This window comes from Paenibacillus naphthalenovorans, assembly GCF_001465255.1.
Lineage (GTDB): Bacteria > Bacillota > Bacilli > Paenibacillales > NBRC-103111 > Paenibacillus_G > Paenibacillus_G naphthalenovorans.
The window spans coordinates 3,661,071-3,685,564 of sequence record NZ_CP013652.1; the positions used below are offsets into that span (position 1 = coordinate 3,661,071).

Annotated in this window: 22 protein-coding genes; 3 read left to right on the top strand and 19 right to left on the bottom strand. The window is 51.7% G+C overall.

The features are described from left to right. Positions 1-13 precede the first annotated feature (13 nt). From IJ22_RS17970 to IJ22_RS17980, 3 genes are read right to left on the bottom strand one after another with little or no spacing between them, the layout of a single operon-like run. Positions 14-886 carry a carbohydrate ABC transporter permease gene (locus IJ22_RS17970; RefSeq protein ID WP_062409801.1) on the bottom strand — a complete coding sequence of 291 codons (873 nt, stop codon included), beginning with the start codon at positions 884-886 and terminating at the stop codon, positions 14-16. 3 nt (positions 887-889) lie between these two features. Beyond that, a complete protein-coding gene (locus IJ22_RS17975) occupies positions 890-2,188 on the bottom strand; it encodes an ABC transporter substrate-binding protein (RefSeq protein ID WP_054817482.1) in 1,299 nt (432 codons plus the stop codon). 27 nt (positions 2,189-2,215) lie between these two features. Beyond that, a complete protein-coding gene (locus IJ22_RS17980) occupies positions 2,216-3,391 on the bottom strand; it encodes an LLM class flavin-dependent oxidoreductase (protein WP_062409802.1) in 1,176 nt (391 codons plus the stop codon). A 206-nt stretch (positions 3,392-3,597) separates the two neighbouring features. Here IJ22_RS17980 and IJ22_RS17985 point away from each other — a divergent pair, with 206 nt between their 5' ends. Further along, complete coding sequence (locus tag IJ22_RS17985) at positions 3,598-4,497, top strand: helix-turn-helix transcriptional regulator (protein WP_062409803.1); 900 nt, start codon at positions 3,598-3,600, stop codon at positions 4,495-4,497. A gap of 67 nt (positions 4,498-4,564) precedes the next feature. Here IJ22_RS17985 and IJ22_RS17990 read toward each other — a convergent pair whose 3' ends face one another. The 13 genes from IJ22_RS17990 to IJ22_RS18045 all read right to left on the bottom strand — a co-directional run bounded on the left by IJ22_RS17990 (position 4,565) and on the right by IJ22_RS18045 (position 19,082). Next, positions 4,565-5,905, bottom strand: coding sequence for an LLM class flavin-dependent oxidoreductase (locus IJ22_RS17990; protein ID WP_062409804.1), 1,341 nt, complete (start codon positions 5,903-5,905; stop codon positions 4,565-4,567). A 124-nt stretch (positions 5,906-6,029) separates the two neighbouring features. After that, entirely contained in the window at positions 6,030-7,208 is a 1,179-nt protein-coding gene (locus IJ22_RS17995; protein ID WP_062409805.1) for an amidohydrolase, read from the bottom strand. Beyond that, positions 7,178-8,224, bottom strand: a complete 1,047-nt coding sequence (locus tag IJ22_RS18000; protein WP_062409806.1) for an LLM class flavin-dependent oxidoreductase — start codon at positions 8,222-8,224, stop codon at positions 7,178-7,180. The genes IJ22_RS17995 and IJ22_RS18000 overlap by 31 nt, the downstream gene beginning before the upstream one ends. Positions 8,225-8,249: 25 nt before the next feature. Further along, positions 8,250-9,119, bottom strand: a complete 870-nt coding sequence (locus tag IJ22_RS18005; protein WP_054817481.1) for a LysR family transcriptional regulator — start codon at positions 9,117-9,119, stop codon at positions 8,250-8,252. Between the two features lie 235 nt (positions 9,120-9,354). After that, positions 9,355-11,394 (bottom strand): ABC transporter ATP-binding protein, encoded by a 2,040-nt coding sequence (locus IJ22_RS18010; RefSeq protein ID WP_062409807.1) that lies wholly within the window; start codon positions 11,392-11,394, stop codon positions 9,355-9,357. A gap of 12 nt (positions 11,395-11,406) precedes the next feature. Further along, complete coding sequence (locus IJ22_RS18015) at positions 11,407-12,300, bottom strand: ABC transporter permease (protein ID WP_062409808.1); 894 nt, start codon at positions 12,298-12,300, stop codon at positions 11,407-11,409. A gap of 17 nt (positions 12,301-12,317) precedes the next feature. Continuing rightward, positions 12,318-13,247: an ABC transporter permease gene (locus IJ22_RS18020; RefSeq protein ID WP_062409809.1), complete on the bottom strand. Its 930-nt coding sequence runs from the start codon at positions 13,245-13,247 to the stop codon at positions 12,318-12,320. Positions 13,248-13,259: 12 nt separating this feature from the next. Next, on the bottom strand, positions 13,260-14,873 hold the full coding sequence (locus IJ22_RS18025; RefSeq protein WP_062411049.1) for an ABC transporter substrate-binding protein: 1,614 nt from the start codon (positions 14,871-14,873) through the stop codon (positions 13,260-13,262). Positions 14,874-15,030: 157 nt separating this feature from the next. Next, on the bottom strand, positions 15,031-16,107 hold the full coding sequence (locus tag IJ22_RS18030) for an LLM class flavin-dependent oxidoreductase (RefSeq protein ID WP_054817478.1): 1,077 nt from the start codon (positions 16,105-16,107) through the stop codon (positions 15,031-15,033). A gap of 216 nt (positions 16,108-16,323) precedes the next feature. Beyond that, entirely contained in the window at positions 16,324-16,857 is a 534-nt protein-coding gene (locus IJ22_RS18035) for a GNAT family N-acetyltransferase (RefSeq protein ID WP_062409810.1), read from the bottom strand. After that, a complete protein-coding gene (locus tag IJ22_RS26375; RefSeq protein ID WP_160327391.1) occupies positions 16,850-17,014 on the bottom strand; it encodes a hypothetical protein in 165 nt (54 codons plus the stop codon). The genes IJ22_RS18035 and IJ22_RS26375 overlap by 8 nt, the downstream gene beginning before the upstream one ends. A 22-nt stretch (positions 17,015-17,036) precedes the next feature. Continuing rightward, on the bottom strand, positions 17,037-17,504 hold the full coding sequence (locus IJ22_RS18040; RefSeq protein ID WP_062409811.1) for a DinB family protein: 468 nt from the start codon (positions 17,502-17,504) through the stop codon (positions 17,037-17,039). A gap of 378 nt (positions 17,505-17,882) precedes the next feature. Further along, on the bottom strand, positions 17,883-19,082 hold the full coding sequence (locus IJ22_RS18045) for an MFS transporter (RefSeq protein ID WP_062409812.1): 1,200 nt from the start codon (positions 19,080-19,082) through the stop codon (positions 17,883-17,885). A gap of 545 nt (positions 19,083-19,627) precedes the next feature. Here IJ22_RS18045 and IJ22_RS18050 point away from each other — a divergent pair. After that, positions 19,628-20,302, top strand: a complete 675-nt coding sequence (locus IJ22_RS18050) for a Crp/Fnr family transcriptional regulator (protein ID WP_062409813.1) — start codon at positions 19,628-19,630, stop codon at positions 20,300-20,302. A 227-nt stretch (positions 20,303-20,529) separates the two neighbouring features. Here the strand turns inward: IJ22_RS18050 and IJ22_RS18055 are convergent, their stop codons facing one another. Next, on the bottom strand, positions 20,530-21,024 hold the full coding sequence (locus IJ22_RS18055; protein WP_235594362.1) for an HPP family protein: 495 nt from the start codon (positions 21,022-21,024) through the stop codon (positions 20,530-20,532). 283 nt (positions 21,025-21,307) lie between these two features. Between IJ22_RS18055 and IJ22_RS18060 the strand changes: the two genes are divergently transcribed. Beyond that, positions 21,308-22,276: a GntR family transcriptional regulator gene (locus tag IJ22_RS18060; protein WP_062409814.1), complete on the top strand. Its 969-nt coding sequence runs from the start codon at positions 21,308-21,310 to the stop codon at positions 22,274-22,276. A gap of 303 nt (positions 22,277-22,579) precedes the next feature. On the opposite strand, the gene IJ22_RS18065 is transcribed toward IJ22_RS18060, so the two are convergent. Further along, the gene (locus tag IJ22_RS18065; RefSeq protein ID WP_062409815.1) at positions 22,580-23,137 is read right to left on the bottom strand and encodes an NYN domain-containing protein; all 558 of its coding nucleotides are present in this window, start codon (positions 23,135-23,137) and stop codon (positions 22,580-22,582) included. A gap of 173 nt (positions 23,138-23,310) precedes the next feature. Then, positions 23,311-24,443, bottom strand: a protein-coding gene (locus IJ22_RS18070) for an IS3 family transposase (RefSeq protein ID WP_145862546.1) whose coding sequence is annotated in 2 segments (ribosomal slippage) — positions 23,311-24,197 and positions 24,197-24,443 — 1,134 coding nt in all. Because the reading frame shifts where the segments join, the coding sequence is not laid out codon by codon here. Between the last annotated feature and the right edge of the window lie 51 nt (positions 24,444-24,494).

Genomic DNA, 24,494 nt, shown 5'->3' on the forward strand with positions numbered 1-24,494 from the left:
CTTCAACCTCTCTTTAATACGATACACGGTCTGCCCGCAGGGCTTTAAACTGCAGTACCGTCAGAACAGACAATAAAATGAGAAACAATACCGAAACGGCCGAAGCCTCTCCGAAGGAATAGCTGGCAAAGGCCAGGTGATAAATATAAGTCGTTAAAATTTCAGTCGAATAGTTTGGCCCCCCATCGGTCATCGTAAAAATGAGATCGAACGCTTTGAACGACTGAATCGTGGTATAAGCCACTACAATCGTTGCCGACGGAGCCAGCAGCGGCCAGGTGACCATACGAAAAACCTGCCATCGTCCGCCGCCGTCTATTTTCGCCGCCTCATACAGCTCCACAGGGATGGAGTGCAGCCCGGCGACGAATACGATCATCATCTGTCCGGCATGCGCCCAAACCTGAACGGCCGCAATCGAATACAATGCGATCTTCACATCTCCGATCCAGCTCTGCGTCCAGGCTTGAAGCCCCGCCTGTTGCAATCCCGTATTCAACAGGCCGATGGAAGGGTCGTAAATAAATGCCCAGATCAGTCCCACGGAAACCGAGGACAAAATGGTTGGAAAGAAATAAAGGGCGCGCAGAAATACGTTGATTTTTGTATTTTTGACCAAAAGCAACGCCAAGGATAACGAAATGAGCGTTTGAAAAAGAACGACAACCAACATAAACTTTACATTATTGGCCAACGCTTTTTGGAACACAATGTTTTGTACCGTATGGATGTAATTGTCCAAGCCAATGAACCGATAGGACGGCGAAACGCCGTCCCAGTTGGTGAAGGAATAGAATAAACCCGATATCGTCGGATACAGAAACAAAAAACCATAGAGCAAGGTGCCGGGCAGAATAAAAAGCCATAGAGCCTTACGATTTCTCATCGCTTATTTCTTTAGCTGCTGATCGACAATCGCCTGCGCTTCCTTCGCAGCATCCTCTGGCGATTTGCCGCTCAACACGGCTTGAATGGAATTGGTGACCGCCTTTTGATTCTCGGCATTTGTAATCGTAAATCGCGGCTGGAACAAGGTTTTCTTATTCGCCCATTCTGCCGCTGCTTTCAGCTCATCGGTGGTGTATTGCACATCCTTAACGGTCACATTCTGCCCTGTCTCGTTTGCATATTGGCCCGCGATATCCTTGCGGCTTAAGAACTCAATAAATTTCTTAGCTTCTTCCGGATGCTTGGACTTGTTATTTACCGCCAACAGGAAGGTGCTTGTATGAACGCCTTCATAGACGGCTTTGTCGGCGGTGACAGTGATCGGAGCGAGCAGCTTTTGCACCAGATTCGGATTCTGCTGCTTGTTCTGCGCCAGCTGATAAGAACCGCTGGCCAGAATGGCCGCCTTCTCCTGGATGAACAGTGCGCCTGCTGCGGCATCCTTCGTGCCAAGTGCGTTCGGCTGGAAATAGCCTTTATCGTTTAACTCTTTGAACTGCGTTAACGTCTTTACCCAAAATTCATCGGTCAGCTTCGCTTCTCCTGCTTCGACCTTCGTAAAGATATCGGCCGGTCCGTTGTTCATGACCATCGTGTTCATCAACTGTCCCGGACCGATATCGGCCCCCGCGAACGCAATCGGAATAATGCCGTTCGACTTCAGCTTCTCGCAAAGCGCCAGAAAGCCTTCCCAGTCCTTCGGCGGGGTCAGATTGTATTTCTCAAACAGCTTCACGTTATAGATGGGATCGTTATATACGAGCTGATAAGGGATGGCAAGCTGCTTCCCGTCTTTCTTCCCGACCTGAATTAAAGGCTCGTTGAAATTCTCCAGAAATTTCTCTCCAGTGAGATCCTTAAAAATGCCTGCCTTCGATAACGCCTGAAACTGGGCTCCCGGGAAGGAGGTAAAAACGTCGCCTACGGATCCGTCGGCAAGCTTCGCCTGCGCTGTGGATTGATACTGATCGGAAGGCATCGTTTGCATCTCTACTTTAATGTTCGGATATTCCTTCTGGAACTGCTCAATGATGCCGTTAAAGGACTTTACGTCCTCACCCCGCCAATGAAGGAAGCTGATCGTGACCGGCTTGTCGGAAGCCTGCGGAGACGCGGCATCCGAAGCCGGAGCCGATGGAGACGCTGTTCCTCCGCTTGTTCCGCCGCAAGCAGATAATAGGGAAATTGAGGATACGGCGCCAGCCAATAAGATCGATCTAACTTGATTCCATTTCACCATGAAGACCTCCTGTACTCCATATTTGGATTATGATTGCTGCTTTTGTGCCCATTTTTTGCGGAAAAGCGGCAGTGCTTCCCGTCCGAAAATTTCCGCTTCCTCCAGGTGGGGATAGCCTGACAGGATGAAGGTCGATACGCCGAGTTCAGCGTATTCCAGCAGCCGGTCAGTCACCTGCTCAGCGGTGCCGACGATGAGAATCGCTCCCCCGGACCGCACCAGCGACAGTCCCGTCCACAGATTAGGGCCGACTACGAAGCGATCGTTCCTGGATTGCTCCCTCAATTCATTCTGCCTGCGTTGGTTCGTTGCGTCCGTTTGGGCAAACTGCCGCTGCGCCTGTTCTATGGCCTCCGGAGATACCTTGCTGATCAGTTCCCATGCCGCAGCCCAAGCTTCCTCTTCCGTGTCGCGCACAAGAACCTGGGCTCGAAGGCCATAGCGCAGAGGACGGTCAATGCCCTTTTCCGCACGGTACTCCGCTCGTATGCTCTCGATTTCCTTGATTTGCTCTTGAATCCAGGCATGCGGCTCGCCCCACATGAGGAATGTATCTGCATATTCAACAGCCACTCTCTTGGCAATCGGAGAGCTGCCCCCGAGATAGAAGGGCGGATACGGTTTTTGGACCGTCAGCGGTGTACTTACCGGCCGCTGAAATTGATAGTACTTGCCGACAAAAGGCTGCTGCCGTTCCGGATCCGACCCGATGTTACTCCTTGTAAATTCCGAAGCGGATAAGCCGCCCGATTGTGTCCAGGCCCGGGTCATGACCTCGAGATATTCCCGTGCTCTTTCGTACCTTTCGTCATGAGCATGGGCCAGCGGGTCTCCCAGCTCCTCCAAGTCTTGAACCGAGCTGCCCGTCACCACATTGATCATCGCGCGGCCTTCCGACAGGATGTCCAGCGCCGCAGCCATCCGGGCCGCCAGGACGGGAGCCGTCAAACCGGGACGAACCGCTACCAACGGCCGCAGCGTCTTCGTATGGCTCATCACGGCGGACCCGACGACCCAGGCATCCATACAAGCTCCCCCTGTCGGAATGAGTACGAACCCGAATCCGGCATGTTCCGCCGCCTGAGCCACCTGGATCAAATAATCGAGTGTCGGTTTTCTTTCCGGTGCCACCCCCACATACTTTCCGTCACCCGCTGTAGGCAAAAACCACCCAAACTGAATTTCCTTCTGCTGATTACTCATCTTGTAGTCTCCTTTTTTGAACATTCTCCAGTGAACCGGTCGATATCCAACAAAACTGCTTGGAATAGTTTGTGATTAAACTATAGCAAGCGCCCCGGGTGGGGTCAATGTCATTATGAGGTGATTTTAATTTGTCATTTTGTGGCGTTATGATACAATAATGAACAAAATCAACCGGAGAAACATAGCAAAATGAGGTGAAACCCATGACTGGCAATATGCGCGAGGACCATCATGAATACCTGGAGATTTACTTTTTCACCCCCTCCGAATTCGAGAAATCCGGGGCGGCCTGGCCGATCCGCTTGGGACATAATATAGCAAAGCCTAACTACCATATCGGCCCTCGAACGTCTCCATACTATTACCTGCTGTTTGTACTGGAGGGTCAGGGAACATTCATTCAAAACCATCAAACCTTCAGGCTGAAGAAAAATGATATGTTTTGCCTGTTTCCTCAGGTGATACATGAATATTACACGGACCCGGATGCCCCTTTGCGCAAAATATTTTTTGCGTTTGACGGCAAGCAAGCCCTCCATTTGCTGGACCGCATCGGTCTCCGGCCGCACACTCCCCATGCGGCGGACGCCCTCACCCCCCAATCTATTCAACTGATGTGGGAATTTTACCGTCTGGTCAGCTCTCACGAGCATACGGATTTAGCGAGGCTCCGGATGTTCTACAGCATCTTCGAAGAGCTTTCCGGCGCGAATATCCAGCCCAGTGCGCAGGACAACCGGACGGTCTCCTGGCTTCAGAAAGGAAAGGAATATTTGGAAATTCATTATGTGGAAGGGATTACTGTAGAGCGTGCAGCAGAGTTTGTCGGCGTGGACCGAACCCATTATACGAAACAATTTCGCAAAGCTTACGGGGTTACGCCCATCCAATACATTCAACAGCTGCGGATGAAGGAGGCGAAGCAGCTGATAGAGCAGACCAATTATACGATGACGGAAATTGCGCAATCGGTCGGATACCCCGATCTGTTTACCTTTTCCAAAGCGTTTAAGAAAATGGTCGGCGTCTCACCAAAGGAGTATCGGATAAAACAAAGCAGCAGGCGCGAGGAAAATGAAGATGTTTTAAACTTTTCCATATAAATCGAAAATCCCCCCGTACCGACAGTCTCGTGCTGTCTTCCGAGGGGATCCTCTTCTCCAACGTTTATTACTGCGTGACGGCCTTTCGTTTCTGCGCGTAGCGGTTCTCAGGCACCGGCAAGCCGAGATGGCCCCGCAGCGTATCCGATTCGTACTCCTTGCGGAATAACCCGCGCTGCTGCAAAATCGGCACGACAAGATCAACGAATTCCTCCAGTCCCCTTGGCACGGCTGAACTGACAATGAAGCCGTCGGCCGCTCCCGCCTCAAACCAGGCTTGAAGCTTATCGGCAACGGCTTCCGGCGTACCGATAAACGTCGGCTTCGGTGTCGCAACCCGCAGCGCCACCTGACGGAGGGTGAGACCCTCCTGCTTGGCCCAGGCTTTCATCTTGTCCGTTGCGCTCTGGAAGCTGTTGCTTCCAAGATCCCCGATATCGGGAAACGGTGCGTCAAGCGGATACTGCGAGAAGTCGTGATGTTCGTAGAAGCGTCCCAGAAAGTCCAAAGCTTTATCAATCGATACCAGACCTGCTATTTCTTCATATTTACGCTCCGCTTCCTCCTGCGTCCGGCCGATAATCGGACCGATACCGGGCATAATGACAATTTCATCGGGGTTGCGCCCCAGTGCTTTAGCCCGGCCCTTGACGTCGTCGTAGTACTGTTTTGCCTCCTCCGTCGTCTCTTGGCCGGTGAAGATGGCATTTGCCCATTTGGCCGCGAAATTTTTTCCGGACTCCGACGCCCCCGCCTGGAAGATGACGGGCTGCCCCTGCTTGGATCGGGCGATATTCAGCGGTCCTTTGACCGAGAAATACTCACCCTTATGATTTAGCGTGTGCATTTTGGACGGGTCGAAGAAAACGCCGGACTCCTTGTCGCGAACGAACGCGTCATCTTCCCAGGAGTCCCACAGCCCCGTCGCCACTTCCAGATATTCGTCGGCTATCTTGTAACGCTCCGGGTGCGACGGATGCTGCTGCTTCGTCTTGCCATAGTTTAGCGCAGAGCCTTCCAACGGCGAAGTCACCACATTCCAGCCTGCCCTTCCGTGACTGATCATGTCCAAGGAGGCGAATTGACGCGCAACCGTAAAGGGCTCGCTATAGGAGGTAGACAGCGTGCCGACCAAACCGATCTTCGAACTGATTCCGGCCAGAGCGCTCAGGATCGTGACAGGCTCGAAACGATTTAAGAAATGAGGGATTGATTTTTCGGTAATATAGAGGCCATCGGCAATAAAGACGAAGTCAAATTTGCCCTCCTCCGCTTTCTGCGTCCATTTCTTATACAGCTCAAAATTGACGCTGGCGTCTGTGATCGCATCCGGATGCCGCCATCCGGAAATATTGCCGCCGACGCCGTGCAGAATGGCGCCAAGCTTAATGTTTTTCTTTGCTCCCATAGTTTTCCCTCCTGCCAGATATGGTGGTAAAACGCGACAATGAAAACATCCCCGGCTCCACGGCCGGCTTCTTCCCTTCCAGAAGATCGGCCGGTACCGCTCCGACAAGCGCCCCTCCCCGGCATTACAGCTCCGAAGCGAACCGTTTCAGCTCCGCAGACGCCAATTCGGCGAAATAAGAAGCGCTGATGAACAAGGCCCGTTCATCGACGTCAAAGGCAGGATGGTGCCACTCCTTCGGCCCGGACGTCCCTATAAAGGCGAAAAAGCCCGGTATTCGTTTCTGGTAAAAGGCGAAATCCTCTCCTGCCGGAGACGGCTTCGGCGTAACGACGGCGATGCCGAGCCGTTCCGCTGTCCTCCTGGCCGCCTCCGCCAGGTCCGCATCATTGTTGACGGGAGGCGGGCCTTGAATCCAACGCAAGTTGGCCTTCGTCCCGTATGCGGCGGCAACCCCGTTGACGACCTCGCCGAATCGTTCAACCACCCTTGTGCGCACCTCCTCGTCGAAGGTTCGCACGGTACCGTCGAGCACCGCCGTCTCCGGTATCACGTTCCAAGTCGTTCCGGTGTTCAAACGCGTTACACTGATCACAGCGCTCTCCAACGGACTTACATTGCGGCTGACGATCGACTGAAGCGCCGTGACCAAATGAGCCGCAGCCACAACGGGGTCAACGCTTGCCTCCGGTACGGCCGCATGCGACCCAATTCCCTCCAGCTCGACAAGAAAGCCGTCGGCGGCGGCCATTAGCGGCCCGGGTCTGATGCCGATCGTGCCCACAGGCAGATCCGGCTTGTTATGCATGCCGTAGATTGCCCGTACCCCTTCCAGCGCGCCGCTCCGCAGCACCTTTTCAGCTCCGGCGGCCTTCTCCTCCGCCGGCTGGAACACAAGCCGGACGGTACCTGGCAGCTCGTGCTCCTTCTCCTTTAACAGAAAGGCTGCGCCTAGAATGACAGCCGTATGGAAATCGTGACCGCACGCATGCATCTTCCCCGGAATCCTGGAAGCAAAGGGCAGCCCCGTATCCTCCTGTATCGGAAGCGCGTCGATATCGGCCCGTAATGCAATGACGGGTCCCCCTTGCAATCCCCCGACTTCGGCGATAAGCCCGGTCTTTAAAGTGTACTGCGCCGCAATCCGTATCCCCGCATCCTCAAGGAGTTTACGGATATAAGCGGTCGTCTCGAATTCTTCATGGGACAGCTCCGGATACTGGTGCAGGTGGCGCCGGATGTCCACGATTTTCCGCTCTATTTGTTCGGCATTTACGATCGTTCCGCTGCCGTTTGCTTCCATGCTGCCGCCTCCTCCTCAGCGAATGCCTCCTTCAGTAACGTGTAGGAGCGCATGCGCTGTTCAGCATTTTTCAAGTGGTTAGAAACAACGATACATTCTTGAATGCCGTAAACACGCTGGAGCTCAAGGAGCTGGGTGCGCACCGATTCCTTCGTCCCTTTTATGATTTGCGCCTGCTGCGTCTCGATCGTATATTCCTCGTTGGACTGCCGACCGTATTCCTCCGCCTGCTCAATCGTTGCGACAGTCAGGGTCCTGCCGCCGGCCAGCTTGATTTTGACCAGCGTACAATCTCTTGCCAGCTCCTGCGCTTCCTTCTCGGTATCTGCAACGATAACCGACAAAGCCAGAATCGGCTGCGGATTACGGCCGTGCTTCGGCTGGAATCGTTCCAAGTACGTCTTGAACGCTTCTTGGGCCGTCTGCTCGCAGTTGTTGATAAACAACGCATAGACATAAGGCAGGCCTGAAGCCGCCGCGATTTCCGCGCTGGCCGCACTGGTGCCGAGCACATAAATTTCGGCCGGTTGTTCGGCAACCGGCCCGGCAATAATGCCCGCAAACGGATGATCGTCCGGGACCCGGTTCGTAACATAATGCTGAAGCTCGGTCAGTTTCTCCGATAACGACGCCGCTTCCGTGACTCCCTGCTGCAGCGCCCTGGTCGAACGGGGCAGCCCACCCGGTGCGCGGCCTACGCCCAGGTCGACCCGTCCCGGCGCGAGCGATGCGAGCACATTGAAATTTTCCGCAACCTTGTAAGGGCTGTAATGCTGCAGCATGACGCCTCCGGAGCCAATGCGGAGACGCTCCGTCTTCGCCAGCAGATAGGAAATGAGCACCTCGGGTGAAGTACCTGCGACCCGCACGGAATCATGATGCTCCGATACCCAGAAGCGGTAATAGCCCAGCTGCTCCGCCAAACGAGCTAACTCGACCGTATGCCGAAAAGCCTGCGAAGGCGTTTCCTCCGGCATGAGGGGGGTTTGGTCCAAAATACTGAGCCTGATTCCCATGACGTTCAACTCCCGTTCATTGTCCTCAATCAAATCGATTAGAAATTAAAAACTGTACAATCTCCGACGGGTCTTCGTTTAGCGTGATGATGTTCGTCTGCAGGGCAATCCCCGCCACTTCGACTACATCCATCGGAAACAGAAGCTGTTCCCGGACTTCCTTGCGCGCGCACAGTCCCGGCAGAAAGCAGATGCCGGCCTTGTTCAACACCAGCTTCTTTGCCGTTTCCGCATTATCGGTATGGATCTCGATCGCCGGAGGCTTGTTTAAGCTCTGAAACACCCGGTGAATCTGAAGCCAGTCCAGAGATCCGCATTCGAAGAAGACAAACGGCTGATCAACGATCCATTCCACCGGTACCTCCGTATGGCCCGCAAGAGGATGGTCCGCATAGGTGTATAAACGAATCGGATCCTCATAATACTTCACCGATTGCAGATTCGGGTGGCTTACATTGCGGACAAAGCCGATATCCAGCTCCCGATTCAGCACCTTGTTTACGATGTCTTCGGTAACGGACGTCGTCACCTTGATCTGCAGGCCAGGGTATTGTGCCTTCAGCTTCGGCAGCAGCTCCGGTATCATGTAGTTGGAAACCGATACCGTACAGCCGATCCGCAGCTCATGGGGGATCGCCCGCTGCCGCTGGATGTGCTGCTTGCCCTTGCGGTAAATTTGCAGCAATTGCTGCGCGTACGGAAGAAATTGCCGTCCTTTCTCAGTCAGCTGCACCTGCTTGCCCAAACGATCGAACAGCCGGCAGTCCAGCTCCCGCTCCAACGATTGAATCCGTGCAGTTACCGATGGCTGTGAAAGAAAGAGCACCTCTGCCGCCTTATTGAAGCTGCCATAATGAAACACATATACAAATGCTTCAATGTTCTCGATATTCATACGCATTTCTCCAAATTGACATAGAATAGGAAAATCAGGTGTGTAAAACAAAAAAGACCCTTGAAGCGCATCAAACTCAAATTCAGGATGAAGGCTTGGCAGGTCTCCGGCCGCCCGGTTGACAGCTATAGATTTATCCTATACTTTACCTATTATTACCAAGTATGTCAATTGGATTTAAGAAATTGAAACGAGACTTTCGATGGCTGCTTGGAAGCTCGGCATATTGTCCGCCTTATATCACAGGATCATGACAAGCCGCATAATGGCCGTGCCCAACCTCTTTGAACAAGGGCTGCTCGATAGCGCATCTCGCCGTAGCAGCCGGACAGCGCGTACGGAAGCGGCAGCCCGAAGGGGGGCTTGCCGGCGACGGTATTTCTCCTTCGATAGCGGCAAATGTGCGCTGACGGCGCGGATCCGGTACCGGAATGGAGGATACGAGGGCCTTCGTGTAATGATGCGCCGGATGACGGAACAGCTGCTCGCTTGGGGCAATTTCAACCAGCTTGCCCAAGTACATGACGCCGATCCGATCCGATACGTACCGGACGATATTGAGCCCATGACCGATAAACATCAAAGTTAAATCCAACTGTTGGCGCAGATCCTGCAGCAGATTGACGATCTGCGCCTGAACGGAAACGTCGAGCGCCGATACCGGCTCATCGGCCAACACGAACTTCGGACGCAGGGCAATCGCTCTCGCGATGCCGATACGCTGCCGCTGTCCGCCGGAAAATTCGTGCGGATAACGATCGTAAGCGGCAGGGTTCAGACCAACGAGCTGCAGCAGTTCCCCGACAGCCTCCCTCTTCTCCCTGGCGTTTAAAGCACCGTGAACGGAGAACGGCTCCCCGATGATATCCCCAACCTTCCATCGCGGGTCGACGGAACCGTACGGATCCTGGAAAATCATCTGCATATGCTTGCGCTCCTCCCGCAAGCGGGCGCCGGACAATAAAGCCAGATCCCGGCCCTCGAGCAGAATAGTTCCGGAGGTAGGCTTTTCCAGATGAAGAAGAACTCTGCCGAGCGTCGATTTCCCGCTTCCGGATTCGCCGACCAGGCCGAACGTTTCACCCTTGCGAATCGAGAAAGAGACGTCATCGACCGCCCGGATCGCTTTCTTCTCTTTTGAGAAGACCGATCGTCCATAGGGATAATGTTTTGTCACATGGACAAGCTCGAACAGCGAATCCGTATGCGGCTTTGCTTGCTCGGCCGCCGGCTGCAGAGAAGCGGAGGCGATTTCGGCATGGGGCGCTGTAGGCGCAGCAGGGATGTCCGAATCGCCGCCAATAAGCTGCTCCACGTTCCAGCAGGCCGATTGCCTGCCGCCTCTGTCCTGCAGAGCCGGCGCCTCCCGGACACACTGCTCCGATGCATAGGGACAGCGGGGATGGAAGCGGCATCCGCCTGGCAGGTCGGCAAGACTGGGAATCGAGCCCGGAATCGCATACAGACGCTTTGCGCGGTCGCTGTCCATCGTCGTTATCGACCGCAGAAGACCCTGTGTATAGGGATGATGAGGCTGCTCAAACAATTCCGACTTCGACGCCTTCTCGACCACCTGCCCGGCGTACATCACGATGATGCGATCGGCGATTTCCGCAGCGATGCCAAGATCATGGGTGATGAGCAAAATCGACATGTTGTATTCCGTTTTCAAATCCTGCAGCAGCTGCAGAATTTGCGCTTGAATCGTGACATCGAGCGCCGTCGTCGGTTCATCTGCGATCAGCAGCTCCGGTTCGCAGCTTAAGGCCATGGCGATCATCGCCCTTTGCAGCATCCCGCCGGAAAGCTCGTTCGGATACTGCTTCATTCGCAGCTCCGGCTCCGGTATGCCGACGCGGCGCAGCAGTTCCACGGCTCGGTGCCATGCCTGGCTAGAGGTTTCCTTCCGGTTATGGCGCCGAATGGTCTCGACAATCTGGCTCCCGATCGTAAATACGGGGTCAAACGCCGCCATCGGCTCCTGGAACACCATCGCCATCTTCTTTCCGCGCAGCGACCGGAGCGCGTGCCGCGAAAGCCCCGCCACGTCAACGCCGTCCAGTTTGATCGCGCCCGCAGCAATGGACCCGTTCTCATCATCGATCAGCCGCATGATGGCTTTGGAGGTCACCGTCTTCCCGCTCCCTGATTCGCCTACCAAACATACGATCTCGCCGGCTTTCATCGAGAAGCTTACGTCGCTGACCGCCTGCAGCCTCCCCCGGCCCGTATCGAATTCGACACTCAGCCGTTCTATGTCCAGTAAAGGATTCATCTGCAGCTCCTCCTATGAACGGCGCTTCTTCGGATCGAGGGCGTCGCGGAGCGCGTCACCGATCACATTAACGGACAAAACGAACAGCGTAATCGCCAATCCGGGAAACGTGCAAATCCACCATGCAACCGTCAGATACCCTCTTCCTTGCGACAGCAGTGAGCCCCAGTCGGGTATTTCCTTCAACTCGCCGAGACCCAGGAAGCTTAGGCCCGAACCGGTCAGAATGGAGGTGCCTACGCCGATGGCGGCCATGACCAATAGCGGAGACAACGAATTGGGCAGAACGTGCCGGATGAATACCGGGAATTCGGCAGCGCCGATCGAACGCGATGCCATGATGAACGGGCGGTTCTTGATGCTGAGAATTTGCCCTCTCATGATCCTGGCATAATTCGGCACGGTCGATAAGGCAACGGCTAAAATAATATTCCACAATCCCGGACCCAGCGCAGCGGCGACCGCCAGTGCAAGCATTACGCTGGGAATCGTCATGAGAACGTCAATTACCCGCATCAGCGCGTTGTCCACCCGGCCGCCAAAGTAGCCTGACAAAGCCCCGATGGCTCCTCCGGAAAGACCGCCGACAATCACCGAAGCGAAGCCGATGAACAGCGACTCACGGGCTCCATAAACAATGACGCTGAAAACGTCCCTGCCGAAATAATCCGTGCCCATCCAGTGCGCCGCCCCGGGGGGCAACAGGATTTGATCCGCCTGCATATCCGTAGGGGAGTAACGGGCAATCCACTGCGGAGCAAGCGCACAGACGATAAGGAAAAGAACGATAAGCGCAGCGGCATACACAAGCAATCTCGAAACGGTTGGTTTCGGGAGGGCGCGATGATACGCCGCAGCTGTCCTTTTCACCCGCCATATCGGTTTCATGGTTGCGGCTTCTCTCATCTTCATTCATCCTCCTTCTAGCTTTGCGGGCGTCTAACCCGCGGGTCAATGTACAAATACGAAATGTCGACCAATACGTTCACAATGACATACACCATGGCCGAAAACAAAATGACTCCCTGCACAACCGGTAAGTCCTTGGCCATAATGGCGTCCGCTATAATCCGGCCGATGCCTTGCCTTGAGAAGACCGTTTCGATGACGACCGTGCCCGCCAGCATCTCGCCGATCAGGATCCCCAGCATGGTGACGGCCGGTATGAGGGCGTTGCGCAGCGCGTGGCGGTACATGACCGCCCGTTCCGGCAAGCCTTTGGCGCGAAGCGTCGTGATGAATGGTTCCCCGAGCACCTCCAGCATCGAGTTGCGTACAATCCGGACAATGAACCCTGCGCCGAGCATGCCGAGCGTTAACGCCGGAAGAACCAGTGTTTCCAGTCCGTCCGAGCCCATCGCGGGAAACCAGCCCAAGTACACTGAGAAAATGAGAATCAGCAGAATACCTGACCAGAAGGTGGGCATCGAAATCCCGAATAAACCGACGACCCGGGCAACGATATCAATGACCGTATTGCGATGGATGGCCGACAGCACACCCAGCACGACTCCGACGATCACAGAGACAACTGAAGCTGCGGCCGTAAGCGCCAGAGTGGCCGGGAAATGCGTGATGATTTTGGGCAGAACCGGCTCCGAATTCACCAGCGAGGTCCCGAAATCGCCCTGCAGGACACGGCCGAAATAGCTGAGAAATTGTTCATGGAACGGCCGGTCTACCCCCAGCTGGCGCCGCAAATTGGCAATGGCCTCAGGGCTCATCGAGCTTGGATCGATCATGTTCATTACGACATCGCCGGGAAGCACGTACAGAATGCAGAACACGAGAATGGAGGAGCCCGCAACGACACCCAGCGAGCTTAATAATCGAAATGCTATCGCCTTGCCCATCTCCGCGGCCTCCTACTTTTGGACTAGAGAGACGTCGTTGAAAATCGGATAGCCAAGCGAATCGAATTTTAAGCCCGTAACGTTCTTTGAGGCCGCCACCGTATAAGGGAAAACATAGATCGGAAGAATGACGGCATTGTCGATAATATAATGCTGCACCTTCTTGTAAATCTCTTTGCGCTTTGCCTCGTCATGCTCTACGACGCCTTGATCAAGCAGCTTGTCGAGCTCGGGATCAGACAGACGGGACAGCGATGGGCGCGCATTTGGAGCGGTTGTACGATAGAACGAATTCAGCGCGGCAGGATCCGAATTCACCTGGCTGTTGCCATATAGGTCATATGCCTGTTTGGTATAGATGACGGTTTGTACGTCCTTTGTAATTTCCACCTCGACGGCGATGCCGACTTTTTTCAACTCCTGCTGTACGATCGCGGCGATATCATTGCGCTTCTCCCGGTTCGGCGAACCGTCGACATAATGCAGCGTAAGCCTCTTGCCGTCCTTCTGGCGTATACCGTCTGCCCCCTTGACCCAGCCCAGCTCGTCGAGCAAGCGGTTCGCTTTGTCGAGGTCGGGCTTGATCGAATGTTCTAAAGAAGGGTCATACCCAAAAATATCGGGTGTCAGCGGCGACCAGGCCCGCTGGTATGTCCCCAGATACAACGTCTTGACAATAGCGTCGACATCAACGGCATACTGTACGGCCTGCCGCGCCTTTACGTCATTCCATGGCTCACGCTTCTGGTTAAAGAACAGCGTATACGGAAGCCCCCTTGTGTTGACCTGCAGCACCTGCAGCTTGGCATCTTTGTTCAATGCCACCACATGTTGGGGAGGAACGGTCTCGGCCGCCGTCACCTGCCCGCTCTGGACGCTGCCGATGCGCGTCCCCTCTTCCGGAATAATTTTGAATGTGATGGCACCCAGATAAGCTTTGCCTTTGTTGCCGACCAGTTCCGGCGCCCAGTTGTAGTCAGGGTTGCGTTCGACCTTAATCTCCAGATTATCGTTCCATTTCACGAATTTGAACGGTCCGGTGCCCACCGGATTTTTACCGAATTGATCGCCGTACTTCTTCGCTGCGGTCGGAGATACGATTCCCAGCATCGCTTGGCTTAAATTTCCAAGAAAGGCGACGGACGGCGTCTCCAGGTTCAGCTTGATCGTATACTCGTCGATAACCTCGGATGATTTGTAGGGCTTCAGCAGAGCCGACGCGTTCGCGGCCTTGGTGGCCGGATCAAGGATCCGGTCATAGCTGTATTTCACCGCCTCGGCATTAAACGGAGTGCCGTCATGGAACTTGACATCCTTGCGCAGCTTGAACGTATAGCTTTTACCGTCCGGAGATATCGTCCACTCGGTGGCCAGCCATGGCTTGATCGTGTTGTCGGGCAGCTGCACGACAAGATTGTCATAGATCGTGCGGAACACCCTTACGGCTACGGCCAGACCGCTGCGGTGCGGATCGAGGGAATCGGGCGAAGTGGCCAAAGCGTACGAAAATTCTCCGCCAGGCAAGGCTTCCGATTTATCTTCCGTGCTTCCGTCATTGCCGGGCAGGCTTGTTTCCGCTTTCGGATGAATACCTCCGCATGCCGACAAAACCATGATGACAGACATAAGAGCGATTAAATTGACCCATCGGGATCTTTTCACACAGTCCACTCTCCCAAAACGGATTTCATCATATCATTCCAAACCATTGCGTATGAATGATTTCAAATCCAGCTATTTTATAAAAAAGAAAACCGGATAACATCGGCCTGACTGACAACGGTCATGACGATTCTTCTATGGTGTGCGGCTGCTTGGCGCGCGCTCCACTCCATACCGTACTTGGAATTTCCCGCCGCAGCACAGGGGCTACTTCGGCGGCAAAGCGCTCCATCTGCTCCCGCTGCTCCGCCTCGGTCAAGCCGTCTACGCTAATGGAAAGCACCTGGTGACCGAAGGCCTTATGGTACCTCAAAATCTTCTCTATCACGCTGTCGGGACTTCCAACAAGAATCGGGCCGTTCTCCAAATTGTCCTCAAGACTCTTGAACGGCGACTGATTGTGCTTTGCCGAATCGGTCGCATGAAATGCATCGTAATAAGGGCGGTAGCGCTTGATGGCCTCCTCGGTCGAATCGGCTAAATACAGGCTCCCCGCCCCTGCTCCTACGATCGCGTCCCTGGGATCGCGCCCGTAATATTCCCAACGCTCGCGGTAGTGGTCGATGAGCGCTTTATACTTGGCGAGCGGGTGAAACGTATTGGATGAGAAAATCGGCTCGCCGTATTTGGCCGCCAGCTCGGTGGACAGAGGGCTGGATGCGCTGCCGTGCCAGACTGGAATGGACTGCTGGTAAGGCCTCGGCAGAACGGTGACTTCATGAAGAGGCGGACGATACTTGCCCTGCCAACTGACACTTTCTTCACTCCACAGCTGTTTAAGCAGCGCGTATCTCTCGGCAAGCGAATCCCACTGCTCCTCCTCCGTAATTCCGAAAAGAGGATAATGCCGAGGATCGTTGCCTTTGCCGATGATCATCTCCAGACGTCCCCCCGAGAGATGGTCGAGGGTAGCATAATCCTCTGCTACTCGTACCGGGTCCAGCACACTTAGCACCGCAACCGTCGTTAACAAACGAATCCGGGACGTTCTGGCAGCAATAGCCGTCAAGAGCACCGGAGGCGAAGAGGAAAGAAAGGGCGGACCGTGTCTTTCTCCTATGCCATACGCATCAAAGCCCAGCTTCTCGGCAAGGATGGCTTGCTTCAGGATATTGCGGAACTTCTGCTGCGCTGTCAGCGTTTCTCCGGTTACCGCATTGCGGATATTCATGACCAAACTGAATAATGCGAATTTCATAGGCGCCCCCTGAATGAATAGGATTTACGCTGAAACTCCGCAAAATGTCCGGCGGATTGCCTGCGGTTGACCCGAAATCGCGTATACCCGCTTCCCGAATACCGACGCATCCGGGAGCCGGGGCTTTAGCCCGCAGCATTACGCCGAACCCGTCAGGCTGATGCTCAGACCTTTGGCTTGCGCTTGAATAAGGCGGTTCTCTTTTGCAAGGTCGTTCTATGTAGTTACTTGAGAGGAGCGAAGCTGTGCCTCATACAATGCTGGGTTTACAATTTTCCGCAGGAGATGCATCGTACCGTCTTCGTTGCCCCAGTCTATCGACTCTATGCGTTGATATCCCTTTCGTTCATACATAGCCAACAGCCACGGGTGCTTCTCGGCTGTTGCCAGCGTAAGGGCGGATGCTCCCAGCTTGTCACGGATAATCGTTTCTTCCACCCAGTCAAGCAGCCTGCTGCCGATTCGACGCCCTTGATATTCGGGATCTACCGCAAACCATTTGACAAAAGGAAGATCCGAGTTCCAACGGATCGGCTTATCCTTCGACAATGTCAGCGTGGCCACGATCTTTCCGTCCAGCTCCAGGACATAGCATTCGTTAAGTTTGATATTATCTTGGATCAGGGCAAGATCGGCATGAGCCGCAGGCCATTGAAGCTCCAACTCCCGAATCGTCACGTAAGCCTCATAAATGACGTCCAACAGTCTTTCTGCATCTTCCTGGGTGGCAAGACGGTAAACTTCACTCATCTAAGCCCTCCTCTTCCACAGGCAACATTTGCTGCTTGTTCACCCATGACAAATCCTTCTGATAAGCAAGCACTTGATCCCACGTTCCGCTGAATACCGGAGCAGCACAGCTGCTTTCGGGTACCGGCTTTTCCGGACGGGCAGACCCAAATGCCATGCACCGTCTCGCTGTCGGCGCCTTATATGGCGATGGAAGCCTGCTTGATTCGTTCGATTTGGCCCAAATGGGTGTTCACATGATTCGTGAAGCCTTTGACGATATCGGCGATCCGAACGGTTTCGCCCTGGGCATTCACCCCCGCCTTCTCCAAATCCTCATCGGTCAGGCGATGGAATAACAAGCTATTGTAATGAAGCAATTGCCCGAACAGCGACAGAAAGTCGGCCGCATCGCCATCATTCGCTTTTTGTCCTGCGACCCATGCATCCTGATTGAACGCAGGCAGCCGGGCCGTCGTGCCTGCCAGTATATCGCGAATCCGAAAGGATATAACGATGCTGTGATCGGCAAGATGGGCAAGCACTTCAGTCACGCTCCATGAGTCCGGCGCCGCCTTCCACGTTAACCGCTGCTGATCCAATCCCTTCACAGCCTGAACTAACTGACGATGCGTATCAAGGTATGCTTGAATATCGACTTGACTCATCCGATTTCCTCCTCAAATATGGTGTGGTCACGCCGGCCAGTGCGGACAGAATGGGTTAACGGCTCAAACCGGTTCAGAAAATGCGGATTGGACATCTCGTTGATATGTTTCCGACTCCGTTCAAATGGCCCCCGGCTTTAAGCGTCGTTGTGTCATTTGCACCTCCTGCATTTATCATTAAATACACATCGGTATTATCGGATTAACGCCGCACATCTATAATGTACACCAATCATCCGCCATACCGTATAAAGCTTTCTTCTATTGATCCATTCAAAACTTCTATATCTGCAGATGTAAAATAAACCGGCGGCAGCGATGTCATTTGCTCTTCATCCAGCCGCTGATGCATTCATTTTCCGCAACCACTTTTAGAGCTTATCCGGTCAGCGTCCGGTCGGGCTGCTTAGAGAAGATCGCCTTAATGGTCCAGGCGGCACCAATCAACGTTAATCCCGTAAGCAGAAAAATGAATTGAATACCGATCCATCCGCCGAGAATACCGCCGGCAAGCGGACCTATCACGATTCCGAACTGGCTTGCAGTTTGGCTCAAGCTGACGGCCCTTCCCCGGAATTCATCGTCGGCATAATTGATGATGAGCGCATTCAAAGCTGGATAAACGGCTGCAAAAAACAATCCGTAACTGAAACGCAGAATGCCGAAGCCCACAAGGTGATGAACACCGAGCTGAAGAATATTGCCGATGCCTCCGCCCAACAAACCGATAAAAAGTGTTTTTTCATAACCGATTCGCCCCCCGATCCTTCCCCAACGTGGTCCCATGATGACCGTAGCAATACCTACTGCTGAAAAAACAATACCTGAACTGAGCAAAGCATGGTTTATGCTTCCGCCGAGTTCCACCACATAGATCGCCAATAACGGTTCCAAAATCATAGCCGAGGTCGAGACCAGCAAGATCAGCCCATATATCCTCATCAATCGGGTATTGACGGCAGCCTGCTTAAGATCGTCGAGAACACTGGGACGGGTCCCTGCCTGTCTCTCACGAACCTCTATAACCCCAACCATGACGATCATAGCGGAAAATAACGTAATCAGTCCGGATGCTATGAAGCATCCCCTCAATCCAATCCACTGGCTCATCAAGCCTCCTGCCAGCGGTCCAAGAATCCCTCCCGCAGCTGTGGACGTCGATATGACGCCCAGGGCATATCCCACATGCTTCTCCGGTGTATTCGTGCCAACCAAAGCGATGGAAGCGGGACTAAAGCCTGCCATAAGTCCCTGAAATACCCGGACAAGAAGGAAGGTACAGAGATCATAGACGAAATAGTTTGCCAGATGTGCCAAGCCTAAACCAATTCCCGAACGAATCAGCATCGGCTTTTTGCCGAATTTATCGGCGAGCGAGCCCCAAAACGGTGCACACAAACCGCTGATCAGAAAACTGATCGAAATCGAAAAACCGGACCAGGCTTCCAGACCGCTTTGAACGCCCAGATCGTTGTGCAGAAATAGAGGAAAAAATGGAACTGAAAGAGTAAATGCCATGTGATTAAAAAATAAACCCAGCCATAACATATAAAGATTGCGTTTCCAGTACCGTTCCATGCTCTCCCCCCATTGGTTCGTACATCGTCTCATCCGCCTGCTGTTTTCCTTTCGGTATGCGGCCGTTGTATTGGATTTGACATTGTCGAATTTACTTTATCACCCCCGTCAACCATCGGCTAATAGAGAAAATCTATTTTCTTATTCAATAGTCCGATTTCTGCATGGACAGAGCGTCCGAACGGAATCGCAAATGCCTGCCGCAAGAAGCGTTATTTCCCATCCCTTACCGATTTAAAGCTAACGTGGTTGGTTTTTGTTTCAGAAAGTTTGTTCAGAAATATTGAACGTTAGAAAACCTGACGTTATACTTTACTTAGGAGGGGAGATTCCACTGTATTTTACTTGATCGAATTCTAATCCCCCTCTTTCGGCACCACTTTTGTGCCTTTTGAGCTTATACCAAAGCAATTAATGGCAATTAATCTAACAAACCAATTGAAACTTAAGGAAGGTATAAATTGTATTTATATAGAATATCAAACTTATACAAATATATTGATGAATAACGCGACTCAACGACATTGGAGAAAGGAAGTGTTCTTATGGATGTGCAGTACGTTATTGATGAAGCTTTTCATCCTCGCCATTTCGGGCCGCTGCCGCCTGAGGTCAGTGAAGCAGCCGCACAAAGATTTTTCCCACGGGGGAGTAACATCATCTTTCAAGGAGAGCCGGCAGAGCATTTCTTCTATGTACACACAGGACAGGTGCGGGCAACGATTATCCGGCCGGATGGAATCGAAAAAGCATTTGCCTTCGCGGAACGCGGCCAGTTTTTTGCCGATGTTCCTTTCTTCCAGCAGTCTAATCACTGGTATACGGTCGTAGCCGTGGAGTCGACCCAAGTTAGCGAGTTCTCCAGAGAAAGCATGGAGACCATCACCCGCGTTCGTCCGGATTTCGTGTTCTCGTTAATGCAATCGATAGCCCATAAAGTTTGGATGTTGAGCAATCAAATGATGACCCTTACCTTCGACCCCACCGAAGTCCGCTTAGCCCGTATTGTTGTTGAAATCCTCAACCGCAAGCCCGAAGGGTTTCGTTCGCTGGCTATTACTCATCAGGAGCTTTCCGCTTTGACGGGTACCTCGAGGGTGATGGTTACGCGGGTGCTGAATGACTGGCGGGCACGCGGAATAGTTGAGCTGCGGAAGAGAACCCTTTGTGTAATGGATCTGCCGGCTCTTGAGCGCATTGCCGCTTTTGGTATGGAGTAATCAAATCATATCCGAAATCATGTTACCATTCACAAACCCCGATAGCTGTAAGCTTGAAATCCATTTGTCATGTTACCTGATGAACTGGATATACAAGCTTATTTTTTTCTTCTTATCATTTTCGTGGTACGTAACTAATGAACCGATCGGGAGGCCGGTGCTGTGTTACACTAGGTCCGGAAACATCACGGCGGAACCCACACCGATGGCGCCATCCGATCCGGAAATCAGAACCAGAACGTCGGGTAATTACGCTTTTTGTCCTGATTATTAACGAGAAGAGCTACTAATACAATCATGACCGCCCCAATTAGAACGGGAGCTACCAAGAAACTCCAGCCGCTTCCAGACATCATGACAACTAATGGATCAGCTCCGGCCGGCGGATGGGTTGTTTTCGTCAAAACCATTAGGCTGATGGCCAAGCCAACCCCAATAGCCATCGCAACAGGACCATTGCCTGCAGCATGATATACCGCTAAGCCTGCCAGCGTTGAAATGAAATGCCCTCCTATAATATTTCTGGGTTGTGAGAAGGGCGCATCCCAAACCGCAAAAGCCAATACACAACTCGCGCCGAACGGAGCCATAATCCATAAATCGGAAGTAACATTTGTCAAGAAAGCTAATAAGCCTATGGCCAGAAACCCGCCGATAAACCCCATAAAGGCATTCCACGGATTGGCTTTCAGGGGGCTCCTGGCCTTCCCCCTCATCTTCATGAGAAAACCAATAAAATGCGAATTCACACTCTTCACTCCATTCATAAATACATAGTTATTTAGTAATTAATGATAATAAGCTAACTACGGAGTGTCAATAGTCCTGTTCAAGATTTCATTAGAAATTACCCTGTTCTGCCGGCTGCCGATCCATTGTCCGGTCGGGTTGAATCTCAACCGCAACACCGTGCAATGGGTCTGCACCTTTCGCCGGTTTGAATATATTGCGCATAGGTGTATAATGATGATAAAAACTAGTATACTATGCAAGGGGTAATATTTAATGGATAATGATATCCTCTTGAAAGTCGACCCTAACTTAACTTTTTGTATAAATACCCAAATCAAAGAACAATTGAAGTGGCTGATCGGCATCGAAAAAATCAAAACAGGCGAGATGCTTCCTCCCGCAAACCAGATGGCGGACTTATTAGGCATTAATCGAAACACGGTTAACTTGGTTTATAACCAGTTACGTGACGAAGGTTATGTTTCCATACAAAAAGGCCGAGGCACACAAGTCATCGACAGCGCCAAAATCAAAGAATTACAAAAAATGCGGCAACCTATGCATGAGCTTGTCACAAAGACAATCGCAGAAGCCGAAGCGCAAGGTATTCCCTTAACCGAATTTTTCAAAGCCAGCCTCGCATATATTCTCTTGCATCATCAAACACCGACGGATCAATTGCGGCTCCTGTTCGTTGAATGCAAAGGACATGATCATACGTTCTATCGCGATGAAATTAAACGGGTAACGGGCGCCGAAATCAAAACGGTTTTTTTAGAGGATCTGTTGACGACCGAAAGCGTCACGATCGAAGCGCTTGACTATTCGAACGTCGTTGTCACCACTTTGAATCATTCTGATGAGGTAAAAAAATTATTCGCCCGCTATCAAAAAAATGTATTAACCATAGGAGCGACAATCGAAATGCCGCTGCTCCTCCAAATCGCGCAGCTCAAACCAGGCAGTCAGGTCAGCTTCGTTTGCCTTGGAAAAGCAGGCGGCCAATGGATGGCCAGCCGGGTGCAGGATGCCAATATTACACACATTCAATCCCATGCCATTGGCATAGATGATGAGGCACTCTTGAAAGAAAACATCGAGAAGTCTGATAAGGTGTATGCTTCCGCGGCCGTCTATTCTGAATTAAAAGCATTAGCTCCGGATAAGGTCGAATTGTATCCGATGGTTCTTGAAAAGAGCAGTGAAAATCTTCTTCAAGAGTTTGCAAAATCAGCCAACTAAACACTGATCACCGAATGCCGCTTTCCCGTGAGGAGAGTGGTATTTTTTCTTGACAACACATAAAACAGCAGCCGGTTTGGCTGCTGTTGGTCTTGTGCTCTATTTGCAAGGCAATTATTATCGCAGATCCCCTGTTTCATTAGCGCGGCTTTTATCATGCTCGTTGCCGGGTTTCATGATTTGCAGCTGAGAATCCTTGATCAGCCGCGTGCAAAAGCCGTTCTGCACGTCAATCAAAATCGTAGCGTTGCTCCTTGAAGGGATCGCCATGGTGATCTAAAAGTTACTGTTATAAAAAAGATTTTATGAATTTCTTTTCCACGTTGTTATCAGTTCCGGGGTAATTTTGTTTCTTGCATCAACTGCATCTAACAATTCATCATGGGGGATAGAATTGTCGGCATAAAATAAAGTCGTATGTACACCTTCTGACTGGGCTATTTCTACCGCCGGAATAAAATCACTATCCCCTGTTACAATTACCGCATGTGTTATTAATCTCTTCGTACTATGCATGACAAGATCAGTAGCCAAATATACATCGACTCTTTTTTGTTCGAAAATAGCATTTCCTTTATCGTCAATACCTCTGTACGCTAATTTGCCTCTGCGAACAGTAAAACTGTTTAACCTACTCAGGGTCCTTTGAAATTTGACGGCATTAGAAAATTCTCTACTCTCATCGTCAGTGGGATTTGAAGACTGATGAGGTAAACAATGGTAATAATACGCTCTTAGTAGCGGGATATTTCCTGCTAGATGATTAACCATTTTCTCGTAATCAATTCTAGCTTTTGAAAACTTTAATAATACATTATCAAGGTATCCTCCATCAATAAATACTGCTACTCTTCCTGTCATAACAGTCTCAACTCCCCAAATAAGAAAACAGCGGGGGAATATTTTCTCCGCTGTTTTCTGTAAAACTCTTGACCTACCGTCCTTAAAGAACAGTAGCGGTTATCTCTGATGATATTATATGCAACAAATAATAAAAAAGCAACACATCGCCCCAATGCGGCGAGGCTGGATTGTCAACAGTAAATCAGACAATTTTTTTTAAGGGCTTCTTGGCGATACTGAACAGGCGTCATATAGCCTAAGGTTCCATGAATGCGATACTTGTTAAACCAGTTTACGTAATCGTATAATTCCAACTCCAGATGACGAAGACTTTGGAAATTCATCTGATTCACAAACTCTGTTTTCATGATCTTGTAGGTGGCTTCAGCGACAGCGTTGTCGTACGGACAGCCTTTCATACTCAGCGACCGGCCAATTTCAAACGTCTTCAAAAGCTCGTCCATCTTTTGATTTTTGAATTCGCTACCACGGTCGGTATGAAACCATTGAAGCTGGCGTAAATCGCCTTGTACCGTGGCAAAAGCGCGGGAAATCAGAGCAGCGTCCTTGTTTGGACCTGCACTATGCCCAATGATCTCTCGATTGAACAAATCGACCAGCACACAAATGTAATGCCATCGGTTCTTGACCTTCACATAAGTGAGATCGCTGACGACGAAGCGTTTGACTTCCTCCTGCTCGAACTCTCGGTTCAGAACATTCTCCGTCATGGCTTCATTACAAGCGGTTTTGCGGGGCCTATATTGAGCCACGGTGTAGGTAGAAACGAGTCCTTGCTCTTTCATGATTCGACCAATTCTACGTCTGGAGACGACGAATCCGCGATCCTGGAGTTTGACTTTGATCTTTCGTGTACCGTAAGCTTTTCGATTCTTATGGAAAATATCCACAATTGCTTCAGTTACATTGTCTTCGTTCGGTTGTTCTTTCGTTTCATAGTAAAACGTACTTCTTGCGATTTGCAGGACGTCGCACATTGCTGATACCGAGTATTTATCAAGGTTGTTCTGGATGATAGCTACTTTCGTCCCATGATCAGCGCGGCTTGCTTTTAAATGTCCACCTCCATTTTCAGACGCTGGTTCTCTTTTCGTAAAGCGATCAGTTCTTTTTCTTCTGATGAGCGATTGTTCTTCTCCTTGAAGGAGCCCGTTGTCTGAGCTTGCTTGATCCAGCGGTCTAAAGCGGAGGCAGTGAGGTCATATTCCTCCACAATCGCTGCTCTGGATTTCCCGTTTTCATAGAGTTCCACCATTTGTTTTTTAAATTCTGAGGTAAAGGTACGTCGTTGGTGTTTTGGCATTGTAGAGATCCGCTCCTTAGGATGATAGGTTTATTCTACATGCCCTTATTT